The organism is Pseudomonas putida S13.1.2 (assembly GCF_000498395.2).
Lineage (GTDB): Bacteria > Pseudomonadota > Gammaproteobacteria > Pseudomonadales > Pseudomonadaceae > Aquipseudomonas > Aquipseudomonas putida_Q.
Genome location: NZ_CP010979.1, coordinates 3,540,977 through 3,566,207 on the forward strand (window position 1 = coordinate 3,540,977; position 25,231 = coordinate 3,566,207).

Below are 25,231 nucleotides of genomic sequence, written 5' to 3' on the forward strand. Positions count from 1 at the left end.
ACGCTCTTAATCAATCAATCGGTTGGGTGCTGCACTGGTGTCGGCCAGGGCTGCGTTCATCTGCGCCAATGCTTCGGCACTGTGTTCGCTGCCATGACGGGCAAGCACATTCTGCGCCAGCTGCCCTTCGCCACTTCCCGCCTCACCACGCAACAGCTCCAGCAAGCGCGCGGCAAGCTTGTCGATGCTGGAACTGTCGCTCAGCTCCATCACCGGCAGGCGAATACCGAAACGCTCCTCCAATGCCACCACCAGCTCCACACTCATCAACGAGTCGAGCCCCAGTTCTTGCAGCGGGCGCTGTGCATCCAGGCGGGCCGGCGGCAGGCGCAGAATCTCGCACACCTCGTGCTTGAGCATTTCCGCAAAGCGCTCGAGCAGCTCGCCATCGTCAAGTTCTGCCAGCATGCGCTGGATGTCTTCACCGCCGCCTTCATCTTCCTGGTCACTGCCATGGGCACGGGCCAACTCAGCAAAGCGCGGCGTGGCAGCGCTGGGCAGGAAACGCGACAGCGCCTTGAAATCCAGCTCCAGCACGCCGTGGCCGTTGTCGCCCTCCAGCAGCATGGCCTCCAGTTGCGCCAGGGCCACCTCGGCCCGCAGGGGCGCCCCCCCCATGCGGCTTTGCAAAGCGTCCTTGATCTGGCTGTTGCGGGCCAGGAAGCCAACATCGTCAATGGCCCCCCACAGCACGGCCGTGGCCGCCAGCCCCTGGGCGCGGCGATGCCGCGCCAGCGCTTCCAGCCAATGGTTGGCCGCCACATAGTTGGCCTGGCCGGGGTTGCCGAACAGGGTAGTGGCCGACGAGAACATGACGAAGAAGTCCAGCGCCTGGGCCTTGGTCAGCTCGTGCAGGTACTGCGCGCCTTTGGCCTTGGGCTCCAGCACGCGGTGCAACTGCTCGGCATCAAGGTTGCGGATCAGGCCGTCGTCGATCACCGTCGCCGCATGCACCAAGCCACGCAGCGGCCACGGGCTGGCGGCAATACGCTCGAGCACTGCGCGCAGTTGCCCGCGGTCAGTGATGTCGCACGCCACGGCCTGCACATCGATACCCTGCGCGTGCCACAGCGCCAGCTGCGGCTGGGCTTCGGCACTGGCCGGGCCGCGACGGCCCAGCAACACCAGGTGACGGGCGCCTTTGTCGATCAGCCACTGTGCCGTGCGCAAGCCAAAGCCGCCCAGGCCACCGGTGACCAGGTAGCTGGCATCGGCAGCAAGCTGCAGTGCCCGCACCGGCTGGGCACGGGTGTCTACTGTCTGCTGAATGGGGTTGGCATAGGTCACCACCACCTTGCCAATCTGCCGCGCCTGCTGCATGTAGCGGTAGGCCTCGACCACCTGGTTGGCGTCGAACTCGCGGAACGGCAACGGGTGCAGGATACCCTGGGCAAACAGCTCCATCATTTCGGCAAACAGCCGGCGGGTGAGCGCGGGGCGTTCGCTCATCAGCTGGTCGGCATCGATACCGAAGTAGCTGATGTTGTTGCGGAACGGGCGCAGGCCGATGCGGGTGTTCTGGTAGAAGTCGCGCTTGCCCAGCTCCAGGAAGCGGCCAAACGGCTTGAGCACCTGGAAGTTGCGGTTGATGGCTTCACCGGCCAGCGAGTTGAGCACCACGTCCACGCCACGCCCGCCGGTGGCCGCCAGCACCTGGTCGGCATAGGCCAGCGAACGCGAGTCGTAGACGTTGTCCACGCCCAGCAGGCGCAAGAAGTCGCGCTTCTCGTCGCTGCCCGCGGTGGCATGGATTTCCGCCCCCAGCCACTTGGCAATCTGGATGGCGGCAATGCCCACGCCACCGGCAGCACCATGGATCAGCACCTTCTCGCCCGGCTCCAGGCGCGCCAGGTGATGCAGCGCGTAGTACACGGTGAAGAAGGTACTTGGAATGGTCGCCGCCGCTTCGAACGACATCCCTTCGGGAATACGGGCCACGGCGTTGGCGTTGGTTACCAGGCGGTTGGCGAAGCTGCACGGGCCAAAGCCCACCACGCGGTCACCCGGGGCGAAATCGCCGACCACTTCGGCGCCTTTGCCTTCTACCACACCGGCAAATTCAAAGCCCAGGGTGGGGCCGGAGAAACCGTTTTCGATGGCTTCGTCCGACAGCAGGCCAAGGGCAAACATCACATCACGGAAGTTGAGGCCGGTAGCGCGTACGACAATGTCCAGCTCGTCCGCCGCCGGTTGCCGGGGCTCGCGCACTTCCCAACGCAGGTTGCGCAACTGGCCGGGCAGGTCGAAGCCCAGGCATACCCACTGCGCAGCAGCATCCACACTGCCCGGCTGGCCAGCCAGTACGCGCAGGCGCGGCACATAACGGCGGCCTTCGGCATCAAGCGCCAGTTCGGTTTCGCTGTCGGCATGCAGCAACGACGGCAGCGCCAGCTCGACGGGTGCAGTGTGCGCCAGGTCAAGCTGGCGTATGCGGCAGCTGGGCGACTCGTTGGCCAGGGTGCGGCCAAAACCCCAGAACGCAGCGTCGGCAATGGCCGAGACATCGGCGGCGGTGTCGGTACCATACAGGTGCTCGGCAGCACCGCGGCTGAACAGCCAGCACTGCGGGGCAATGCCCAGCGACTCACACGCCTGTACCAGTGCGGCCGCCTGCAGGCAGCGCTCGGCCTGGGCATCCAGGCCTGCATTGCTGTCGAAGCCGGCCAGGTGCAGCACGTGCTCCGGCGGCTGGGCCAGGGCGCCCAGCTGCTTGGCCAGCGCCTCTGCAGCACCCGGTTGCAGCAGGTCTACCTGCTGGCCCTGGGCACGCAATTGCTCGGCCAGCCGCAACGCAGCGCCCTGCCCCGCTTCGGCCAGCACGGCCCAGCGCTGCTGCACGGCCTCGGGGGCGCCAGCATCAATGCCAGCGGGCTTGTCGGCCAGCAGCAGGTAGCTGCCACAGGCGTTACCCGGCAAGGCTTCAAGGGTGCGCAGCGCAGTAAGGCCATGGCGCTGCAGCTCATGCTGCCAGAACGCCGGGCCCTGTTGGCGCGACAACGCCTGCTGCGGGCCTGCCAGCCACCAGCCGGGCTGGGCACCGAAGACAAAATCGACCCAGCGTGCCGGGTACTGCCCCAGCAGCGCCACCTGGCCATGGGGGTTGAGCTGGCCGCTGGCCTGGCGCAGGGCGTCGCCCACGGTGCCGAGCGCGCCCAGGTCGGTCGGTACCAGCACCCAGTCGAACGTACCCGCTTCGGCCAGTTGCTCCAGGCCGAGCACGTTCAGCGCCGGGCAATCGTCGCGCAGGCGTTGCTCAAGTTCAGGTTCAGTGACGCAATAGGCATAGTCGATGCGGTCGAAATCCAGCCCGGCGTACAACAGCTCCGCAAACGAGGTGCCACCAAAGCCAAGCTCCAGTACGCGCAGGCGCTGCCCGGCCGGCAGTTGCGCCAGGCGTTGGGCCAAGGTCTGTTCAATGCCGCTCAGCAGGTGCTGCTGCCCCGCCGCCCCCAGCACCAGGCGGGCCAGGCTGGCACCACTGGTTTCCCGCGGTTGCAGCGCGTCGAACGCCTGGCTGCCATCCAGCAATGCCGGCAGATAGCGGCCCATTCGGCCCACCGAATGGATAATCTGGAAGTACTCGGGGTAGCTCTGGAACAGCTCTTGCCAGATGGCCTCCGACGCCGGGCGCTCGCCCGGGTCGGCCAACTGCCAGCCACCGTCGGCGCTGCGCTGCAGGCTGCCATCACGCTCGGCGTGACGCAGCAGGGTGGCCAGGAAATCGCCTTGGGCCTGCGACCACTGTGCCACCTGCTCTGAACTCAGGCGGCCACCGGCCTGTTCGACGGCATCCAGCATGAAGCTGCTGCACAGCACGTCCAGCAGAGGCTCCACTTCATTCAGGTAACGCACCTGCGCCGGCTCGTCGGCCAAGCGCTGCACGGCCTCTGCCAGCGGCGCACGGGCCACGGCGTGGCGCTGCAGTGGCACCACCTTGCCCGGGGCCGCCAGGCCCACATGGCCCATGCGCTTGATATCGCCGCTGCGGTCGTACTGCAGCCGCACGGCACGCATGCGCGCGTCCTTGATCGCCAGCACGGCAGCGCCGCTGGCATCGAACAGGGTGAAGTCAACCAACAGCGAATGCGCGGTGCGTTTGCGCTGGCGCACCTCGGCCAGCACCGGCACACCACCGGCGCTGGTGAAGGCAATACGCCCCAGCTTGACCGGGATGAACGCCAGGCCGTCATTGCGGCCTGGGCGGCTGGCCAGCAGTTCGGTAATCAGCTGGAACGCACCGTCCAGCAACGCGGGGTGCAGGTGCAAGCCTACCAGTTCGTGCTCGATGGCAGCCGGGACGGCCAACTGGGCCAGCACACGCTCCGCATCCACCCAGGCTGCGGCCACGGTCTGGTAGGCCGGGCCGTAGTTCAGGCCCACCGCGCAGGTCAGCGCCAGGTGCTGCTCGCCGGTAAAGTCTGCAGGGCGCCCTGGCAGCGCTGGGGCACGGGCTTCGAGCAGCACACCGCGGGCTTCGCCCGGCAGGCGCGCGACCACGTGCTGCACCCACTCTTCGCGCTGCGCCAGGGTGCGCGAAGTGATGCGCAGGGTGCCGTCGGCCCCTTCGACCTGCACGCGCACTTTCTTGCTGGCCTCACTGCTCAGCAGCAGCGGGTTGTGGATTTCGAGCTCCTCGATGTCTACAAACTCACCGGGCTGGTGCAGTTGCGCCACTGCCAGCGCCAGCTCGGTAAAGCCAGCCCCCGGGAACAGCACCGACTCGCCCACCTTGTGGTCGGCAAGGGTCGGGTACTGCTGCGTATCCAGGCGGTTTTCCCAGGTCAGTGCCTGGTCGTGTACAGGGTAGCCCAGCAGCGGGTGCACACGCTCACGCCCCAGTGGGCTGTTGAACTCGGCGCTTACCGGCAAGCTGAAATGGTCACGCTGCCAGGTATAGTTGGGCAGGCGCACCTGGCGCCCGGCCACCGGGAAGCGGGCCTGCCACTGGGGCTCGGCACCGGCAATCAGCAGGCGAGCCACCGTGCGCTCCAGCAGCAGCGGGCTGTGGTCGTTGCGCTTGAGGGTGCCAATCACCTGCCCTGCTTGTTCGCATTCGGCCAGTACGTCATTGACGTAGCTGCGCAAGATCGCGTGCGGGCCCACCTCCACGAACAGGCTCAGGCCGCTGCGCATCAGGGCCGCCAGCGCCCCCTGGAACAGTACCGGGAAGCGAATGTTCTGCCACCAGTAGTGGCTGTCCAGGCGCTCGCCGTCCAGCTGCCCACCCACCACGGTGGAATAAAACGGAATCTGCGTGGCCCGCGGGCGGATGTGGCTCAGGTCGGCAATCACCGCCTGTTCGATGGGGTTCATCGCTGGTGAATGGAAGGCGTAGTCCAGGTCGAGGCGGCGGGCGAACACCTGGCGCTCGGCCAGGGCCTCTTCCAGCAGCGTGAGCGCATCGACTTCACCCGCAACGGTGGCACCACGGCCGCTGTTTTCACCGGCCACCACCAGGCGGCCATCCAGCTTCAGTTCAGTAATCAGTTGCGCTGTGGCTTCACCCGACAAGCCGACCGCAGTCATCTGCCCAGTGCCGCGGGTAAGGCCTTGCAGGCGGCTGCGGTGATAGATGACCTGGGTGGCATCCTCCAGGCTAAGCGCGCCGCTGGCCCACGCAGCCGCCACCTCGCCGACGCTGTGGCCGATGACCGCCACCGGGTGGATCCCTTCGGCAGCCAACACCCGGGTAACCGCCACTTGCAGGGCAAACAGGGCCGGCTGGGCGATTTCGGTACGGGCATAGCGGCCTTCGCCGTTGTCACCCAACAGCTCGGCGCGCAGCGAGTAGCCCGCCAAGGGCTGGAACAACGCGTCCACTTCATCCACGGCGGCGGCGAACAGCGGCTGGTCGAGCATCGCCCGGCCCATGCCCTGCCATTGCGAACCGTTGCCCGAGTAGACGAACACTGGCGCCGAGGCGCCGTCCAGCGCCTGGCCGGCCTCCAGCACCGCGCTCAGCTCGCTGAGGGTTGGGTCCTGGGCATAGTCGTCCAGGGCCTGGGCGGCTTCGGCCGCATTGTCGCAAACCAGCAGCAGGCGGTGGCTGTGCGCATCCCGACGGTACATCGCCTGGTAGGCCACATCGTAGTAGTCAACGTCGGTGTGCTCGGCCAGGTAGGCGGCAAACCGCTCGGCCATTGCCCGCAGGCCCTCTTCGGTCTTGGCACTGAGCAGCAGCGGCACGCGCCGTGCATTGGCCGGAGCCGGCACATCTGCCTGCGGCTCGGGGCTCTGCAGGATGACGTGGGCGTTGGCCCCGCCAAAGCCGAACGAGTTCACACCTACCGTCAGCTGGCCGTCGGCTTTCAGCGGCAGGGGCTCGGTGACCACCTGCAGGTTGAGGTCGCCAAAAGCGATATTCGGGTTTAGCGCCTGCACGCCAATGGTGGCGGGCACGGTGCGCTCGGCAAGGCAGTTCAGTGCCTTGATCAGGCCGGCCACGCCAGAGGCGGCTTCAAGGTGCCCAAGGTTGCTCTTCACCGAGCCGATTGGCAGCGGGTTGCCGGCGCCACGCGCCTGGCCCAGCGCTTCGCCGATGGCGCGGGTTTCGATCGGGTCACCCACGGCAGTACCGGTGCCATGGGCTTCCAGGTAGTCCAGTTGCTCAGGGGCAATGCCAGCTTGGGCATAGGCACGTTTGAGCAGCGCGGCCTGGGCCTCGGCATTGGGCAAGGTCAGGCTGGACTTGCGCCCGTCGGTGTTCACCGCGCTGGCCGCCACCACCGCCAAAATGGGATTCCCATCGGCCACTGCCTGGTCGTAGTCCTTGAGCAGGAGCAACCCGCCGCCTTCGGAACGTGCGTAACCGTCGCCGTTTTCGTCGAAGGACTGACAACGCCCGGTACGCGACAGCATGGTTGCCTTGGCGAAAATCATGAAGCCAAACGGGTGCATGTGCAGGCTGATGCCGCCGGTGACGGCCTGGTCCACATCACCGCTGAGAATCGCTTGACATGCCTGGTGGAAAGCCACCAGCGACGAGGAGCACGCGGTGTCGATGGCCATGCTTGGCCCGCGCAGGTCGTAGAAGAACGACAGGCGGTTGGCAGCAATGCTCATGGTATTGCCGGTGGCTGTTGCACCATCGATGGACGACAGGTCTTCGACCAGGCGGTAGGACTGCTCCACACCGGCAATGCCCAGGTACACGCCGCAGTTGCTGCCTCGCAGGCTGGACGGCTTGACCCCGGCGTTTTCGAAGGTTTCCCAGCACATTTCCAGCAACATGCGCTGCTGCGGGTCCATCATCGCGGCTTCACGCGGCGAGATGCTGAAAAAGCCCGCATCGAACGCGCTGATATCGCCCAGGGTGCCAGACGCGAAGGTATAGCTGGTTGCCGGGCTGGCCTTGTCGGGGTGCAGGAACTCGTTTTTGTCCCAGCGTGACGGGTCGACCTGGGTCACCAGATCGCGCCCTTCCATCAGGTTTTGCCAGAACCCTGCATTGGAAGAGCCCGGAAAGCGATACGCACAACCAACGATTGCAACCTTTTTACGCTTGATCAAAACCTATTCCTTCAAATCTCATCGGGCACCGTCCCATCCGTCGGACAGCCGGCATGCCTGGCCTTGCCATGAATCTGGCCGGTCGTTGTATGACATTGATGATTGTCTGGTTATCTGAAGCCGCTGTTTACGCAGGAGGCGTGAGACTTTTGGTCCGGGTCCCTGTAGGAAACTTCAGATTTGTGTGTGCGGATGATACGCGGGTTGGGGGGGGCGGAAAACCCTGGGTTGTGGGAAGGGTCACATTGCTGCCGGACGGGTATACGCGCCGACACCACCGATGGGTGTGCGAGCGCTGAAGCCGGGTAGATATCGGCCGGCAGGGCCGGCCTGTTCGCGGGTTAACCCGCCCTGGCACTCGGCTGATGCGCCCTCAATAAGCCTTGCCCTGAATCAAACCCAGCAGGTACTGCCCATAGCCGTTCTTGGCCAGCGGCGCTGCCAGTTTTTCCAATTGCTGAGTGTCGATCCACCCCTGGCGGAAGGCCACCTCTTCCGGGCACGCCACCTTCAAGCCCTGCCGCCGCTCGATGGTCGCGATATACCCGCTCGCCTCCAGCAGCGAATCATGTGTGCCGGTATCCAGCCAGGCATAGCCACGCCCCATGATTTCTACCGACAGCCGGTTCTGTTCCAGGTAGGCACGGTTCACGTCGGTGATTTCCAGCTCACCCCGCGCCGACGGCCGGATGCCCTTGGCAATCTCGACCACGTCGTTATCGTAGAAATACAAACCGGTCACCGCATAGTTGGACTTGGGTTTGGCCGGTTTCTCTTCCAGGCTGATCGCCTTGCCCTGCCCATCGAACTCGACCACGCCGTAACGTTCAGGGTCTTGCACGTGGTAGGCGAATACACTGGCGCTGCCTTGGCGCTTCATGGCGCTGCGCAGCAACCGCTGGAAGTCGTGGCCGTAATAAATGTTGTCCCCCAGCACCAGCGCGGTGGGGGCATTGCCGATGAAGCCTTCACCAATCAGGAACGCCTGGGCCAGGCCGTCGGGGGATGGCTGCACCGCGTAGGTGATGTTGATGCCCCAACGGTGGCCGTTACCCAGCAACTGCTCGAAGCGTGGGGTGTCCTGAGGGGTGGAGATGATCAGAATGTCATGGATACCCGCCAGCATCAGGGTGGTCAGCGGGTAATAGATCATCGGTTTGTCATACACCGGCAGCAGTTGCTTGGAAATTGCCAGGGTCGCTGGGTGCAGCCGGGTACCCGACCCGCCTGCCAGAATGATGCCTCTACGCTTCATATTGGTCCTTTCTCGTGGATTTCCGCCAGCATGCGGGCCACACCCAAGCGCCAGTCCGGCAAGGTCAGGGCGAAGGCCTTCTGTAATTTACGAGTATCAAGACGCGAATTGGCCGGTCGCCTGGCCGGGGTGGGGTAGGCAGCGGTAGTCAAGGGTTTTACCTGTTCAGCGTGGGCTTTCAATGGCACGCCTTGGGCTGCCGCCTGCTGCAGCACGTAGCGAGCATAGCCGCACCAGCTGGTTTCACCACTGGCGGCCAGGTGGTACAGGCCGGCCAGGGCCGGGTTGCGCAGGGTGGCGGTGATGGCGTGGGCGGTGATGTCGGCAATCAGTTCAGCACCGGTCGGGGCGCCGTGCTGGTCGTCGATCACGCCCAGGCTCTCGCGCTCCACCGCCAGGCGCAGCATGGTCTTGGCAAAGTTGTTACCACGCGCGGCATACACCCAGCTGGTGCGCAAGATCAGGTGCTGGCAGCCTGCGGCCTGAATGGCCTGTTCGCCGGCGAGCTTGCTTTCACCATAGGTATTCAGTGGGGCGACGGCGTCATCTTCGCGCCAGGGCTGAGTGCCCTGCCCCGCAAACACGTAGTCGGTGGAGTAATGCACCAGCAACGCACCGCAATCGGCGGCAGCATGGGCCAGCACGCGGACAGCTTCGGCGTTAACCTTGAACGCCTGCTCACGGTCGCTTTCTGCCTTGTCCACGGCAGTGTAGGCAGCGGCGTTGACGATTATATCGGGGGCATAGGCACGTACGGTTTTGGCCAGGCCTGGCAGGTTGGCCAGGTCGCCACAGTACGCCTGGCTGCGGGCATTCAGCGCCAGCAGATGGCCCAGTGGGGCCAGGCTGCGTTGCAGCTCCCAACCTACCTGGCCGTCCTTGCCCAGCAGCAGTACCTTCATGCAGAGCGTCCTGCGTAATTTTTTTCGACCCAGTCGCGGTAACTGCCCGACTGCACGTTCTGCACCCACGGCTGGTTGTCGAGGTACCAGGCCACGGTTTTACGAATGCCCGTTTCAAAGGTTTCAGCAGGCTTCCAGCCCAACTCGCGCTCCAGCTTGCGGGCGTCGATGGCGTAGCGACGGTCATGCCCGGGGCGGTCGGTCACGTAGGTGATCTGGTCGGCATAAGGCTTGCCGTCGGCGCGGGGGCGCAGTTCGTCCAGCAGCGCGCATACGCGGTTGACGATTTCCAGGTTGGGCTTTTCGTTCCAGCCGCCAACGTTGTACACCTCACCGATTTTGCCGGCCTCCAGTACACGTCGGATAGCGCTGCAGTGGTCCTTTACATACAACCAATCGCGAATCTGCTGGCCGTCGCCGTACACCGGCAGCGGATTGCCCGCCAAGGCGTTCACGATCATCAGCGGGATGAGCTTTTCCGGGAAGTGGTAGGGACCGTAATTATTCGAACAATTGGTAGTCAGCACTGGCAGGCCGTAGGTGTGATGATACGAGCGCACCAAGTGGTCACTGGCAGCCTTGCTAGCGGAGTACGGGCTGTTTGGCTGGTACGGGTGGGTTTCGGTGAAAGCCGGGGCGTCGGCAGCCAGCGAGCCATACACTTCGTCGGTAGAAACGTGCAGAAAGCGCAATGCACGACGCGCCAGCTCATCCAGGCCGCCCCAGTAAGCGCGCACGGCCTCCAGCAGGTGAAAGGTACCGACCACGTTGGTTTCAATAAAGGCTTGCGGGCCGTGGATCGAGCGGTCGACATGGGACTCGGCGGCAAAGTTGACGATGGCGCGGGGTTGATGGGTGTTCAGTAACTCTGCGACCAGCCGGCTATCGGCAATGTCACCGTGCACGAAGATATGGCGCTTGTCAGCCTGCAAGCTGCTCAAGGTCTGCAGGTTGCCTGCATAGGTAAGTTTGTCCAGGTTGACCACGGCTTCATCGTTGTCGGCCAGCCAGTCCAAAACAAAGTTAGCCCCGATAAAGCCTGCACCGCCGGTTACCAGAATGGTCATGTTTGTCTGCTTCCGTTGTCAGGGTCTGCTCTTCCACTTCCAGATTCTAGACTGTTGGCGGTTGATTCGAGAGCGAAGACGATGGCAACGTGACATTCAGGTTGGAATGGCGCAACGCAGGGCCACATTGCGGCCCTGCGAAACAGGCTCAGGGCTCCAGACGGCGCTGCTGATAGATCCAGTCGACAATCTCGCCTTCCGGCGAATAGCCGCTCACGGTCTCGCGCAGCAACTGCCGTACTCGCACAAAATCATCGGCCGCCGCTGCCGCCATCAATTGCCGCAGCGCGTCCTTGAGCGCATCCCAGGCCAGGAAGTCTTCGTCGGCACTCATGATCATCGGGTGGCGGGTAGCAATCACGTTATCGCCGATCAGCAGCTCTTCATACAGCTTTTCTCCAGGCCGCAACCCGGTGAACTGAATGGAAATATCGCCCATCGGGTTGCGCTCGGAGCGCACACTGAAGCCAGACAGGTGAATCATCTTCTCGGCCAGTTCCACGATCTTCACCGGTTCGCCCATGTCCAGCACGAACACGTCACCGCCCTTGCCCATGGAGCCGGCCTGGATCACCAGCTGCGCAGCCTCGGGTATGGTCATGAAGTAGCGGGTGATTTTTGGGTGGGTAACCGTCAGTGGGCCACCTGCCTTGATCTGCTTGTAGAACAGTGGAATCACCGAGCCCGACGAGCCGAGCACATTGCCGAAGCGGACCATGGTGAAGCGGGTTTTGTTTACCTGCGAGACATTGCTGCTGTCGCCGAACAGCACAGGGGCCACTTCGCGGCTGAGGGCCTGCAGGGTCATTTCGGCCAGACGCTTGGTGCTGCCCATCACGTTGGTGGGGCGCACGGCCTTGTCGGTGGAAATCAGCACGAAGTTGGCAACCCCGGCCTGCAACGCCGCCTGGGCGGTGTGCAGGGTGCCGATGACGTTGTTCATCAAGCCTTCGGCAATGTTGTGCTCCACCATCGGCACGTGCTTGTAGGCCGCGGCGTGGTAGACGGTGTCGACGTGCCAGGTTTTCATGATGTCGAGCATCTGGGCCTGGTTGCGGACCGAGCCCAAGATGGGCAGCAGGCACACCGACAGCGACTCGCGGGCGATGCGTTGCTCCAGCTCGGAGAGGATGCTGTACAGGTTAAATTCGCTGTGGTCGAACAACAGCAGCGTTCTGGGTGACTGGCCCAGGATCTGTCGGCACAGCTCCGAGCCAATCGAACCGCCAGCCCCAGTGACCAGCACCGTCTGTTCGGTAATGCAGCGCTGGAGCAGATCGGGCTGGGCCGGCACGGCATCACGCCCGAGCAAGTCGGCAATGTCGACTTCCTGGATGTCATCGACCTTTACCTTGCCGCTGGCCAGGTCGATAAAGCTGGGCACACTGCGCACGTGCAGGGGGTAGCCCTCCAGAAAGTTGAGAATTTCGCGACGACGGGTACGGGTTTCCGAAGGCAATGCCAGCAGTATCTCTTCTGCCCCCGTTACATCGATCATCTTTTGCAACTGATCAGGGTGGTAGACCTGCAAGCCGGCGATCACCCGGTCGGTGATGCTGGGGTCGTCGTCGATAAAGGCGACCGGACGCATCATTCTGTCCATGCGTAGCGCAGCAACCAGCTGGTTACCTGCGGCACCTGCACCGTAAACGGCCACCCGAGGCATGCCGTCAGCTTTCTGGGCAAACGGCACATGCTGCACCGCCGCGGCAAACCAGTCGCCGAGGAAGTACTGGCGCATGGCCAGGCGCAAGCCACCGACCATGATCAGGCTCAACCACCAGTAATTGAAGGTGATCGAGCGCGGCACTACGTTCTGGTGGTTACCTGCCCAGTAAATGATGAACCCGAGAATAAGCGCGGAAAGGGTAACCGCCTTGATGATGGCGATAAGCGCGTCGTTTCCGAAATAACGCATCACCGCCCGATACAGGCCAAAACGGATGAATAGCGGAATGGAGACAAGCGGCGCGCACAGGAACAACCACGCGTGGTCGATGATCGGGTTTGCCAGCTCTTCGATACCAAGGCGGACCACAAACGCCAGCCACAGAGCGCCCCATATCAGCACAATATCGGTCAGCACCTGCAACATGCGCTTGTGCCGACGAGGCAGAGCAAGCAGTTTCGTACGCACTTTTCCCATAACCCCTCTAGATGCTCTCCACGTATGAACCGACAATCCGTTGTCCCATTACTCTAGTGTCAATTTTCCAGGTCGCCCGCACGAAACCGCACCGCCAGCACAATCAGCGGTATGTACGCCAGCACCACGCCCAACGCGCCATCCAGGCCCAACCGGGCAACGCAGTACGCGATGGGCAGCAGCCAGCAGACATTGAGGGCGGCCACTGCAACGGTTACCGGCAGGTGCTTGCCATACACGCGCGATGCGAACTGATACGCGTGGCTGCGGTGCGCTTCGTACACCTTGTCACCGCGCAACAGGCGCCGTACCAAGGTATAGGTTGCATCGACAATGAAGACGCCCAGCAGGATCAGCCAGCACCAGAACATGGGCGGCGATACCCACGCGGCCTGTAGCGACAGCCCGCCCAGCACGATACCGATAAATCCACTGCCCGCATCCCCCATGAATATTTTCGCGGGAGGGAAGTTCCAGTACAGGAAGCCCGCCACGGCTGCGGCCAACAACAAAGGCAGCACAGCAGTACCACCGAGCCCAGCCAGCCAGTACAGCCAGGCTGCGCCCAGGCACGCGGTAATGGCCTCGACACTGGCGATGCCATCGATGCCATCCATGAAGTTGTACAAGTTGAGCAACCATACCAGGTAGACAGCTGCCAGCAGCCCTCCCAGCCACCCCATGTCCAGCGTCCAGCCGAACATCGTCAGAGGCGGCAATCCGCCTAGCCAGCCCAGCATCCAGGCGGCGGCGACGAAATGCCCAAGCAGTCGCCAACGAGCAGCAATATGACCATGGTCATCCATGAAGCCAATGACCGCGATCAATGCCCCGCCCCCTCCCAGCGCCAGCAGCGTGCTGATCTGTTCGATACCAGATGGCATGAGGCCAACCATGGCCAACAAGAACGTCAGCACGATCGCCACTCCGCCGCCCCTTGGGGTGGGGACCGTATGCGAGCTACGTGCGTTGGGCACATCTATCACACTGCGCGCCAGCGCATAGCGACGCAGACCCGCTGTCATCACGAGTGACAGAACCAAAATGGCCGGAAGAAACCACAAAAGCATCATTTCTTGTCGTATTCCTGATAGTGCCTGGCGGCAGCTCGAAGCGCAGTATCCACGTCTATTGGCGGGCGCCAGCCGAGCAAATCGCGGGTTTTACTTATATCCACCTGCAGTGACCCACACAGGCGCTGAGACAAACTGCCTTTACCCAACGCTTTGGCGCCGGCACTCAGCAAGCCCGCCGGTACCGGCAGCAGCCGCGCTGGCCTGCCCAGTGCCTGGCCCATGCGGCGCAGAAGCCCGGTGGTGGACAGGTCCTCGCCATCGCTGACCAGAAACACCTGGTTGGCTGCTGCCTCATGCCCGATGCAGGTGACCACCAGATCCACCAGGTTCTCGACGGCGACCAGGCTTCTTCGATTGTCGATGGCGCCAAACGGCAGTGGTATGCCACGGTCGAGCCAGCGCATCATGTTGAGGAAGTTGGCCTTCACTCCGGGCCCGTATACCAGTACCGGGCGCACGATCACCACCTCAAGGCCGGTGTCCCGGGCCAACGCCTGCAAAGCTGTCTCCGCCTCCAGCTTTGAAGTGCCGTACGGATCCTGCGGCTGAGGGGTGTCATTGGCAGAGTAAGGTCTGCCCGGCGGGGTGCCCTCACCGTTCACCTTGATCGAACTGATGAATACAAACCGTTTCACGCCGGCAGCAATAGCCTGGCGGGCCAGTGCCAATGTGCCATCCACGTTGACGCGTCGGAAGGCGGCCAGCGGGTCGCTCTCGGTGTCGTTCATCACATGAACACGCGCCGCGCTATGGACCACGACATCACACTCGGCCAGCGCTCCATCCCAGTCGTTATCCTGCTCGAACGACTGGAACATTACGCTGCGCACTAATGGCGACGGCGCCACACCCGCCTGCCTCACAGCAGCAACCACGGGAGTTCCATCGGCGACCAGCCTGTGCAGGATCGCGCTCCCCACGAAGCCGCTGGCTCCAGTGAGAAATACCTTGTGGTTCATCGTCCTGACCTCCTCAAGGTGGCGTTGCCAAAAAGGCGCTCCAGACGCGCCAGCAGCGCCGGCCGAGCAAATTCCTGTTCGTAGTATTGTCGCCCCGCTGCACCCATCTGCTGGCGCTGCGCGCAAGGCAGCTGGGCCAGTTTACGGGTGATCTCGGCCAACTCAGCGCCATTACCCGATTCGCAGGCAAAACCGGCCCCGGACGCTTCAATGACTCGGGCAGCTTCACCGTTGATCATACCGAGTATCGGCCGGCCAGATGCCAGGTAAGCCTGAATCTTGCCAGGAATAGTCTTCTCGAACACATCATTGGTGCGCAGCGACACTAGCAAGGCATCAGCCTGCGCAAACAATGGCGGCATTTCTTCCAGGGGGTGGCGCCCGAGCAGCAGTACGTTGTCCAGCGCACGGCTGCGGACCTGCTCCTCAAGCCAGCTACTCATCCGGCCATCACCGACGATCACCCAGCGCACCGATACCTGGCCACGCAGGGCCTGTGCGGCGTCAAGGATGGCCGGAAAATCCTGCGCCTCCCCCAAGTTACCGGCAAACACCACGGTGAACGTCGCAGCATCGGCCTCAACCAGTTTCGACGGTTCCAGCGTCTGCGCCGAAAAATCATCTTCGGCCCAGCTTGGGAAGTACACCAGGCGGTCCGATTCGATGGCTTTGGTGCAGTAACGGCGCACGTTGTCGAAAAAACCGTGGGACTGCAGCAACAGGTAATCAGTGCGGTTGTAGATCCACGACACTGCGAGACCCACCAGCCCCAGGACCTTGGGGTTATGGATGATATTCACCGCGCGCAGCGTTTCCGGCCACAAATCAAGCACCCAGATAAACAGTGGCGCGCGCTTCAGCCGACGCAGCACCACTGCAGGTATCGCGGCAAGGATTGGCGAAACTGCATAAACGAATATTGCATCAAACTGCTTGCCTCTGAGCTTCAACGGCCCCAAAAGAGACGCCGACAGCACGAAAGAAAAATAGTTGAGTACCAACTGGATACTGCGCTTGCCGCGAGGTACCAACGGCACCCTGACCACCTCGGCCCCTTCGTAGTTGCCAAACTGCTCGGGGTGGTCCTTGAACCGCTGGTAGACCTTGCCCTCCGGATAATTTGGCCAGCCCGTGAGCACTGTAACTTCGTGGCCTTTTTCGGTGAAGTCACGAACCATGTCGTTGATCCGCATGTTCTCTGGCCAGAAATATTGACTGACCACCAACACTTTCAGCTTCTTGCCGGCTATTTCTTCCACAGGCTCAGTACCGTTTCCAGACCGTACGGTTCACATAGTCGGTGTAGCTGTGGACGATACGCACCACCTTGTCAGAGACATTGGGCATGCTGTAGTCAGCAACCAGGCGCAAGGTGCGTTGCTCGCCGCGCAGCTGGCTTTCAAGAATGCTCAGCCCCTGCAGCACGCGCTCGGCTTCCAGCCCGACCATCATCGCCGCCGCTTCTTCCATGCCTTCAGGGCGCTCATGGGCCTCACGTATATTCAAGGCCGGGAAGTTGAGGATCGAAGCTTCCTCGTTGATGGTGCCGCTGTCGGACAGCACCGCCTTGGAGGTGAGCTGCAGCTTGTTGTAATCCTTGAAGCCCAAGGGCTTGAGCAAGCGGACATTGGCGTGGAACGTAACCCCCATGGCGTCGACGCGCTTCTGGGTACGGGGATGGGTAGACACAATGACCGGCAAATCGAATTGTTCGGCAATGGTGTTGAGTGTGCCAACCAACGAAAGGAAGTTTTTGTCCGAGTCGATATTTTCTTCACGGTGGGCGCTCACCACAAAGAACTTGCCGGCTTCAAGGCCAAGCCGCTCAAGCACATCGGACGCTTCGATGCCGTCGCGGTAGTGGTTGAGTACTTCGAACATCGGGCTGCCCGTCTTGATTACCCGGTCGGCTGGCAGGCCTTCGCGTAACAGGTAGTCGCGGGCGATGGTGCTGTAAGTCAGGTTGATGTCGGCAGTGTGGTCGACGATACGGCGGTTGATCTCCTCGGGCACACGCATGTCAAAGCAGCGGTTACCTGCTTCCATGTGGAAGGTGGGGATCTTGCGGCGCTTGGCGGAAATCACGGCCATGCAACTGTTGGTGTCACCCAGCACCAACAACGCCTCAGGGTTCACTTCGGCCAGCACCCGGTCAACTGCAATGATCACATTGCCGATGGTTTCGGCACCGGAAGCGCCTGCGGCGCCAAGGAAATGATCCGGCTTGCGAATACCCAGATCCTGGAAAAAGATCTCGTTCAGTTCGTAATCATAATTCTGCCCGGTGTGCACCAGGATGTGTTCGCAGTGCTCATCCAGCGCGCTCAGGACCCTGGACAAGCGAATGATTTCCGGGCGTGTTCCAACAACGGTGACGATTTTGAGCTTTTTCATACAATCCTCATTCCTGAGCCAGCCGTTTTATGGGCAGACCGGCAGCGCATAAGTGTCCGGGTGTTCACGATCGAAGATCTCATTGGCCCAGAGCATCACGATCATCTCGTCTTCACCGATATTGGTGATGTCGTGGGTCCAGCCTGGCACCGTCTCGACGATGGTCGGTGACTCGCCACAGGTCTCCAGCTCATAAAACTCGCCTGTCACTACCTGACGGAAACGGAAGTTAGCCTTGCCTTTGATGACCAGGAATTTTTCGGTTTTCGAATGATGGTAATGACCACCACGGGTGATGCCAGGGTGCGCCGTAAAATACGAAAACTGCCCGGCTTCGGGCGTTTTCAGCATTTCCACGAAAACACCGCGCGGGTCGCCATACTTGGGCACCTCGTAAGTGAACGCAGCCGGAGGCAAATAGCTCAGGTACGTCGAATACAGCGCCCTGATCAGGCCCACGCCGACGTTTTCGGTCACCAACGTATCCCGGCTGGCTCGGAAGCGGCGTATCTGCGCGGCCAGCTCACCTACGCTGGTGCTGTAAACCGGCTCTACCTCTACCAGGCCACTGTCAGTTGCCTCCCCATCCATGATGGCGAGAAACTTGCTGACCACGTCGTCAACATAGACCAGGTTCAACGCCGCAGATTCGTCATGAATCTGAATGGGCAGGTCGTGGGCAATGTTGTTGCAGAAAGTCGCAACGGCCGAGTTATAGTTCGGCCTTGCCCATTTACCAAACACATTGGGCAGGCGGAATATGTAAACCGGGCTGGCGTTCTGCTGGTGCAGTGCCATCAATGCCCGCTCAGCCGCAAGCTTGCTGAGCCCGTACGGGTTGTCGCGCTCTGCCTGGGTGGAGGACGAGTACAATACGGGTATCTTGCGCCCGGACGCCTTGATCGCATCGCACAGCTGCTGGGTCAGCTCGCTGTTACCACTGTCGAACTCCGCCGGGTCCTGGGGGCGATTCACGCCCGCCAGATGGAAGATGCAATCCGCGTTGGCGACCTTGAGCTTCAGGGCAGCCAAGTCATCGCCGCGAACAAACAGGTTCACCTCGATGTCCTTGCGCTCTTGGAGGTGAACCAGCAGGTTGCGCGCAATGAAGCCGTTGCCCCCGGTAACCAGAACATTCATCGCTCACTCCTCCGGTGTAGCGTGTTCGCCACGCTGAATGGCCTGGATGAACTCGAGCTTCAGCAGCAGTGCCTGCATGCCCGTAACGTCGAGGCGCTCGGTGTTGTGAGAGTTGTAATCTTCGGTACGGGAAATTTTTTCTTCGCCTTGCTCGACGTACTTGCTGTAATTCAGGTCGCGCAGGTCTGGTGGTACCCGGAAGTAGTTGCCCATGTCATCGGCACACGCCATTTCCTCACGGCTAAGCAGCGCCTCGTAGAGCTTTTCACCGTGCCGGGTACCGATTACCTGTACCGGATGCTCGGGTTTGCCAAGCAGCGAGGTCAACGCCTTGGCCAGGGTTTCCACCGTCGCGGCAGGTGCCTTCTGCACGAACAGGTCTCCGTTGTTGCCGTGCTGGAAGGCATACAGCACCAGGTCCACGGCGTCTGCCAGCGTCATCATGAAACGGGTCATGTTCGGGTCGGTGATCGACAGTGGCTTGCCGGCCCGAATCTGTTCGATGAACAGCGGAATCACCGATCCGCGCGATGCCATGACATTGCCGTAGCGTGTGCCGCAAATGACCGTGTTGGTCTGGTCGAGGTTGCGCGACTTGGCCACCATGACTTTTTCCATCATGGCCTTGGAAATACCCATTGCATTGATTGGGTACACCGCCTTGTCAGTGCTGAGGCAGACCACGCGTTGCACCTGGTTCTGGATCGCCGCTTCCAGAACGTTCTCGGTACCAATGACGTTGGTTTTCACGGCTTCCATCGGGTGGAATTCGCAAGAGGGTACCTGCTTCAACGCGGCCGCGTGGAAGATGTAGTCGACCCCTCGCGTAGCATTCAACACGCCCTGGTAGTCCCGGACATCGCCGATGTAGAACTTCAGCTTGGCGCTGCCGTAGCGCTTGCGCATGTCGTCCTGCTTCTTCTCATCGCGGCTGAAAATGCGGATTTCGGCAATGTCGCTCTCGAGAAAACGCTTGAGTACAGCGTTGCCGAAAGACCCGGTGCCGCCGGTGATGAGGAGTTTCTTACCTTTGAACATATGATCTGACCCTTGCGACGCGCGGTGGAAGTTAGCGGGCTCGGAGAGCGGAATAAATGATGTCGTCTTTCTGCTGGGCAGTCGGGTAGCTGATCAGCACAGCGCGATAGGGCCCCTTGAATACGAAGAAACTGCCTGCTGCCACGCCGACCACACCGCACGCCTTGACCACGCTGGCCATATCATCGAGCGAACCTCCCCCACCCAGTATGGTGATAGGGATATGCACCGCAGCGCGTAGCTTGCTGGCCAACTCCAGGTCGTAGCCCTTCATCTTCCCGTCATTCTCGATGGAGTTGAGCACAATCTCACCTGCACCAAGCTTTTCCAGCTCTTGTGCGACTTCAACGACGTTGCGCTTGGTATTGCGCGTGCCGTTGTGCGTCCAGACTTCCTGATGCTTGCTCAACAAGCGCGACTTGTGGTCCAGCACGACCACGACGCTCTGGCTGCCGATTTCCTCGGCAATCTGGGTCACCAGCCCAGGGTTATCCAGCGCGGCTGAACTGATGGCCACCTTCTCGACGCCCAACTGGATGATCTTCTTGGCTTGCTCTGCGGTGCGAATACCCCCGCCGTAGCACAGTGGCATCCGGCACTCGGCTGCAAGCTTGGCGATCTGGGTATAGTTTGGCTCGACACCATGGGCAGTGGCATCGATATCAATCACGATCAGTTCATCGGCTTCCTTTTCGTTGAAGATCTTCACCGCATTGATGGGATCTCCGACGTATTTCGGGTCCTTGAACTTCACCGTCTTCACCAGCCCACCGTCTTGGATGAGCAGGCATGGGATAATCCGTGGTCTTAACATTTGTCAGTTCCCGCTCACAGTTCGGCGAAGTTTTTCAGCAGGCCGACACCGAAGTGGTGGCTCTTCTCAGGGTGGAATTGAACGCCGTAGACGTTCCCGGCCTGAACGGCGCAGCTGAACTCCAGCCCGTAGGAAGACATCGCGGCGCGATGCTGTTGCTGCTCGCAATCAAAGAAGAACGAGTGCAGGAAATAGAAACGCGCCTCTTCTTCGAAACCCTTGAACAAGGGGTTTTCGTCGAGCGCAGCCACGTCGTTCCAGCCCATGTGAGGCAACGGCAGATCTGTGAGGTTAGGTACCGACTTGAACGACCGGACGCACCCCGGCACCCAGCCCAGGCCGGGCAGGCGCCCTTCCTCGCTGCTGTTGGCGAGAATTTGCATGCCCACACAAATGCCCAGTACAGGAACCTTGTGCTGCTGCACCATTTCCTCGAGCGCAGGACGCATGCCCGATGCGTCAAGCCGTTCGATCGCGTGGTCGAAGGCGCCGACGCCGGGGAGAATCAGCTTGGTTGCACCCTCGAGTTGCGCTGCGGTTTGCGCGACCGCAACCGGAATGTGCAAACGTCGATAGACGTTGACGAACGCCTGGATGTTGCCCAAGCCGTAATCAATGATGGTAATCATCTGAACAGCCTTCTTTCTAATCCGATAGCGCTGAGCACTCTCGCCCCAATGCCGATCAGGAAACGTTTGTTTTTGTAGTCACGGAAGGTCTTGTTCTGACCTTCGAAAATGCCCTGAAGCTCAGGCACAGTCAAGTCCAGCTTGTGCGCGACGTACTCGAACTCGGATTTCAGGAAGTTTTCGTCCATCTCAGGCTTGGCAATGCGCTCAAGGGCCGCCTCGCGGGTAAGCTGGCCGGTCATGATCAGGCTGGAAAAATGCGCGCGGCGCTTTTCGTAGCCGAACTTGCGGGGCATCCAGTAATCTTCATAAAACCGCGTGAAGCGTGACTCGTGGTGCTTATGCTTGAATCGCTTCCAGCCGAACAGCCGCTCCAACGTGGCCTCGGCATCGGCTTTTACGTAAGGTACGAGATTGAGTGGTTTGACAATCTGCATACCCAGGATGCGCTGGTAATAAATCTTGTAGGTCATGATATCAACCAGCGGGAAGCTCTTCAGTGCCCGCTTGCCAAATTGACCGTGAATATCACCAAAGAGTGTCTTGTCGATACCGGGGTAGCCGCCCCACTCTTCGGGCTCGCGGCAGCACTCCGTGGAGTAATTCGCGCCGGTGAGAACATATTTGATCTTGTGCTGGCGTGCGAACTTGTAGAGCGATGAGAAGAAGGCGGCATCCTGCGGCAGATCCTGGTCGGAAATCTGCGAACGCAGGAACGCGACTTGCAGGTCCTTCATCTCTTCCCAGTTGATCACGTCGGTATAGAGGTCCAGACCGAGGCCGTCAACCAGGCGCTCAATGTTGCCCACCGCCTGGTCAGTGTTCCAGCCTGCGTCCACGTGGAACAGCAATGGTCTCAGGCCCATGACAGTCTTGGCGATGTAGGCGGCATAAGAGCTGTCAAGACCGCCGCTCAAACCGATGATGCAGTCGAAATCCTTGCCTTTGCCATGTTCTTTGATTTTTTCTGCGAGCGCCATCAATTCGGACTGGCCGCGCGCGCCGGTGTCCCAATTGGGCTTGATCTCGCTGTTGAAGTTGGCGCAGTACTCGCAAACACCCTGCTGGTCAAAGCGAATATTCGGGTCACTGGTATCCATGATACAACGCGTACAAATTTTGTAATTTTTCATAGTAGGTTCCAGCAATTAGGTCAGCAGGCGCTTTGCCATGCGACGATAATCCAAAAGACTCGTAGCAATTTCGTAAGACCGCTTCGAGTAAATATCCAATATTCCGGGGTCTGCCTCAATTTTTGCAAAGGCGCTGAGCAAATCGCTTTCGTCTCGAACGGCCCATCCATTTCCCTGCACAAACGGAACATGACTGGGCACGTCAGCAACAATAATAGGCCGGCGTGCGCAGAGGCTCATCTGCATTGTCGCTGACTGGCTCCCTGGCTGAACGTAGACATCAGCCGCGCACAACAAATCATATAATTCATCGGCAGGCTTCCAGCCCAAGAAAGTGATACGGGGGTCCCTGGCAATGAGGTCACGCGCCTCATCGGCGATGGAGTCATGCAGTTGCCCAACGATCAAGAACCGGAAATCTTCAGATTGCGATCGCGAGAACGCCCGAAGACTTTGAACCAGCTTCTTTTTTGCATCAAACTTCCCAGACTGAATAAACACTATTTGACCGAGATCGACACCCAGCGCCCTGCGTGTTTCAGACCGGATTTTTGTATAGCTTGAATCATCAGCGATCCTCCCACCCAGTGGAAAAAACTCCATAGACGCATCGTCTATACCGTATTGCCTGCGGCAAAAATCGAGAGTTTCTTGAGAAATGCAAAGCACCTTGTCTATATTTGGCAGCGCCGCCCTGATGATTGGACGATAGTAAAAGTTGTGAAGCAGTTTTGACAACGTGCTCACTGCGCTATTATTTGCATCTTCATGGCTATCGACATAGAGCTTAACATTCGGGTGCTGGTATTTGTACCGTGCAGCGGTGCGCAACTCCCAGCCACACAACCCATGAAACATGATCACATCTGGAGCGAACCCCTCAAGAATACGCCCCAACTCTTTATGAATCCTGAGCTTCTTTTTCAAAAAGAACGGGCCGAAGCCACCGTAGGGCAAACGTATAACCCGAGCACCATCCGTCCCCATATAATCCCCTGGCGCGGTATAGCCAAGGGTCAAATTATCCAGATAGGTTTCCGTGGACGCCACCACTAACACATCGTGACCGGTGGCTACGTGCTCGCGCACCAGTTCATTTTCTTGATACCGATAGCCATCTATATAAAAACATGACACACACAGATGAATTATTTTCATAGCAAATTCTGACTTCTCAAAAAAGCTTCTGGATCGGTGAAATGAACAGCAGCCGCACTCAACTGCTCATCCGATAGCTCCCACCAACGACTTTTCAGAAGGCCGTCAATAATGGACTCAGTAAATCTGTAACGTATCAGGCGTGCCGGGTTACCGCCATAGATAGCATAAGGAGGGACATCTTTGGTGACCACGCTGCCCATCCCTATCACAGCCCCGGTTCCGATCGTAACCCCGCCCTTGATCAAAACGCCCTCCCCGATCCAGACATCGTGCCCTATCGTCGTGGTAGGCTCCCAACGGTAGTCATGCCGAGAGAATTTCTTCTTGATACTCTCTTTATGCGCCAGAAACACTGGACTGGTAGAGACGTACTCGATTGGGTGTCGCGCGCCCCCCACCACAACATTATTGGCAACTGAACAGAATGACCCAATAGTAGTTTTTATAAACGTGCAATCATACCCGCAAAAGCTATGCTCACCAAAGCGGGTGGTAAACAAGGTACTGCCAGATTCCACTTTAGAACTACGAGGCACATGCGAGTCGATCAGCGCAGATCCTCGTGATTTTTTTAGTATCCGCGAGATGATATATCCAATCACAGTCGATGCCCCCATAGTTTAATTCTGAACCTGTCAAACCAAAGCACTGCGATCCACAGCCCCCCGCCAAAGGAAGCCAACATGGTAAAAAAAGGTCCATTCGTGGTTACAAATGCGAGGGGGAAAAGTGCCGTCAGGAGCAACACCTTGTTCCACCCTTGGGACACCCAATCCAGTGCAATCAACCAAGCTGTGTAAAGCACAAAAATCACCAGTATCCCCGGGGCACCGGCAGCGGCCACACCATCGGTAGCTACAAAACTCGCATTCGACTGACTCTGTACACCGAGCACCCGTTCAGCCAGAATTTTGCCAAGAAGCGGCCACTTTTCATCAGTTGCAAACGCTGCAGGGACATCAGCTAACCGACCGATACCAGACACGTGAGCCCAGTAAGTAAAACCTTGCGCAGCGAAAAGATCATAATATTGGGTAACAAACAGACCAGGGTACGCGATCAAACGCGTATAAAAATAGAAGCCCAACTCTCTGAAAACACCAATCTGATCGTAGAGCGCTGCAATCAGGCAGACCATCACCCCGCCGCCCGTAAACAAATACGCCGGGTTATTAGGATTGCTGCCGCGTCTTTTGATAATGAACGCCATCAAAAACATCGCGAAAGGCATCAGAAACACCGTTCGTTCAGCGGTGATCATGAACACAAAAATAAAACCAGCAAAACCGAGCAGAGCGATCAGGACACGCCTCGACACCAAACCGGTAGCAAAAAGCACTGGAGAGAAAAAATAGGCTAAGTAAACCTGGCAATACCCTATAAACAAAGAGGTGGCCGCCCCCTTCTCCCTTTGCGCGTAAATATCATCCACGCCCGAAAATGAAAGAATGTCCCGGTACGTCAGGAGCAAGACGAAAAAGGAAGTTAGCGAGCCCAGCACGCAGGCAAGCAACAGAGGCCTCGATAACGATCTGGAAGCGCTACTCCGCGAGGGAACACAGCGAACAGCTAAGCAACACCCGACAAGACCGATGCAAAAACAAAAGAACAACCAGAAGTAACGCTCGACGGAGTCGGCATGATTAAGCATTCCGATGACGACCGCTGGTAGGTAGACGCAAAACACTAAAGCATAGATAAATAAAGTGGACGGCCGCGTCAGATACAATGGCATAACAAAAGCAGGAACCACCCCCAAGATTATAATGAGCAGCATATTGCTCAGATAAAAATTAGGTGAATTGAACCCCCAAAAGCCCTGCTCCAGAGAGAGGTATCTATCATGGCCATAAACAAGAGCAAAAAGATAAAATACCACGGCGACCAATAGCTTTATGCGTGGCAAACTTACTAACAGCAGAGAAGCTGGCAGCACTGAGGCATCCTGCTCCCTATAACGACCCAATATTTCATTGTCCATTATGATCTATCGCTCTCGGTTAGCCGT

Annotated in this window: 17 protein-coding genes; all 17 read right to left on the reverse strand. The window is 59.9% G+C overall.

Annotated features, from left to right (window positions below):
• Positions 1-6: 6 nt before the first annotated feature.
• The 17 genes from N805_RS15635 to N805_RS15715 all read right to left on the reverse strand — a co-directional run bounded on the left by N805_RS15635 (position 7) and on the right by N805_RS15715 (position 25,204).
• Positions 7-7,509, reverse strand: a complete 7,503-nt coding sequence (locus N805_RS15635; RefSeq protein WP_019472290.1) for a type I polyketide synthase — start codon at positions 7,507-7,509, stop codon at positions 7-9.
• A 373-nt stretch (positions 7,510-7,882) separates the two neighbouring features.
• Positions 7,883-8,764, reverse strand: coding sequence for a glucose-1-phosphate thymidylyltransferase RfbA (gene rfbA, locus N805_RS15640; RefSeq protein WP_019472289.1), 882 nt, complete (start codon positions 8,762-8,764; stop codon positions 7,883-7,885).
• Positions 8,761-9,666: a dTDP-4-dehydrorhamnose reductase gene (gene rfbD / locus N805_RS15645; RefSeq protein WP_019472288.1), complete on the reverse strand. Its 906-nt coding sequence runs from the start codon at positions 9,664-9,666 to the stop codon at positions 8,761-8,763. Before rfbD ends, rfbA begins: the two co-directional genes overlap by 4 nt.
• A complete protein-coding gene (gene rfbB, locus N805_RS15650; protein ID WP_019472287.1) occupies positions 9,663-10,733 on the reverse strand; it encodes a dTDP-glucose 4,6-dehydratase in 1,071 nt (356 codons plus the stop codon). Before rfbB ends, rfbD begins: the two co-directional genes overlap by 4 nt.
• A 148-nt stretch (positions 10,734-10,881) precedes the next feature.
• Positions 10,882-12,879, reverse strand: coding sequence for a polysaccharide biosynthesis protein (locus tag N805_RS15655; RefSeq protein ID WP_019472286.1), 1,998 nt, complete (start codon positions 12,877-12,879; stop codon positions 10,882-10,884).
• A 59-nt stretch (positions 12,880-12,938) separates the two neighbouring features.
• Positions 12,939-13,952 (reverse strand): MraY family glycosyltransferase, encoded by a 1,014-nt coding sequence (locus N805_RS15660; RefSeq protein WP_026034562.1) that lies wholly within the window; start codon positions 13,950-13,952, stop codon positions 12,939-12,941.
• On the reverse strand, positions 13,949-14,914 hold the full coding sequence (locus N805_RS15665) for a UDP-glucose 4-epimerase family protein (protein WP_026034561.1): 966 nt from the start codon (positions 14,912-14,914) through the stop codon (positions 13,949-13,951). The genes N805_RS15660 and N805_RS15665 overlap by 4 nt, the downstream gene beginning before the upstream one ends.
• A complete protein-coding gene (locus N805_RS15670) occupies positions 14,911-16,164 on the reverse strand; it encodes a glycosyltransferase family 4 protein (protein ID WP_085988653.1) in 1,254 nt (417 codons plus the stop codon). Before N805_RS15670 ends, N805_RS15665 begins: the two co-directional genes overlap by 4 nt.
• Positions 16,165-16,177: 13 nt before the next feature.
• Positions 16,178-17,308 (reverse strand): non-hydrolyzing UDP-N-acetylglucosamine 2-epimerase, encoded by a 1,131-nt coding sequence (gene wecB / locus N805_RS15675; protein WP_019472282.1) that lies wholly within the window; start codon positions 17,306-17,308, stop codon positions 16,178-16,180.
• 27 nt (positions 17,309-17,335) lie between these two features.
• The gene (gene wbjC, locus N805_RS15680; RefSeq protein ID WP_019472281.1) at positions 17,336-18,448 is read right to left on the reverse strand and encodes a UDP-2-acetamido-2,6-beta-L-arabino-hexul-4-ose reductase; all 1,113 of its coding nucleotides are present in this window, start codon (positions 18,446-18,448) and stop codon (positions 17,336-17,338) included.
• A gap of 3 nt (positions 18,449-18,451) precedes the next feature.
• A complete protein-coding gene (locus tag N805_RS15685; RefSeq protein WP_019472280.1) occupies positions 18,452-19,486 on the reverse strand; it encodes a polysaccharide biosynthesis protein in 1,035 nt (344 codons plus the stop codon).
• Positions 19,487-19,517: 31 nt separating this feature from the next.
• On the reverse strand, positions 19,518-20,300 hold the full coding sequence (locus tag N805_RS15690) for an AglZ/HisF2 family acetamidino modification protein (RefSeq protein WP_026034560.1): 783 nt from the start codon (positions 20,298-20,300) through the stop codon (positions 19,518-19,520).
• A gap of 14 nt (positions 20,301-20,314) precedes the next feature.
• Positions 20,315-20,929: an imidazole glycerol phosphate synthase subunit HisH gene (hisH, locus tag N805_RS15695; protein ID WP_019472278.1), complete on the reverse strand. Its 615-nt coding sequence runs from the start codon at positions 20,927-20,929 to the stop codon at positions 20,315-20,317.
• Positions 20,926-22,062 carry an N-acetyl sugar amidotransferase gene (locus N805_RS15700; RefSeq protein ID WP_019472277.1) on the reverse strand — a complete coding sequence of 379 codons (1,137 nt, stop codon included), beginning with the start codon at positions 22,060-22,062 and terminating at the stop codon, positions 20,926-20,928. Before N805_RS15700 ends, hisH begins: the two co-directional genes overlap by 4 nt.
• A gap of 15 nt (positions 22,063-22,077) precedes the next feature.
• Complete coding sequence (locus N805_RS15705; RefSeq protein ID WP_026034559.1) at positions 22,078-23,220, reverse strand: glycosyltransferase family 4 protein; 1,143 nt, start codon at positions 23,218-23,220, stop codon at positions 22,078-22,080.
• Positions 23,217-23,825 (reverse strand): CatB-related O-acetyltransferase, encoded by a 609-nt coding sequence (locus N805_RS31170; RefSeq protein WP_305366729.1) that lies wholly within the window; start codon positions 23,823-23,825, stop codon positions 23,217-23,219. Before N805_RS31170 ends, N805_RS15705 begins: the two co-directional genes overlap by 4 nt.
• Entirely contained in the window at positions 23,822-25,204 is a 1,383-nt protein-coding gene (locus N805_RS15715; protein WP_019472274.1) for a hypothetical protein, read from the reverse strand. Before N805_RS15715 ends, N805_RS31170 begins: the two co-directional genes overlap by 4 nt.
• Positions 25,205-25,231 lie beyond the last annotated feature (27 nt).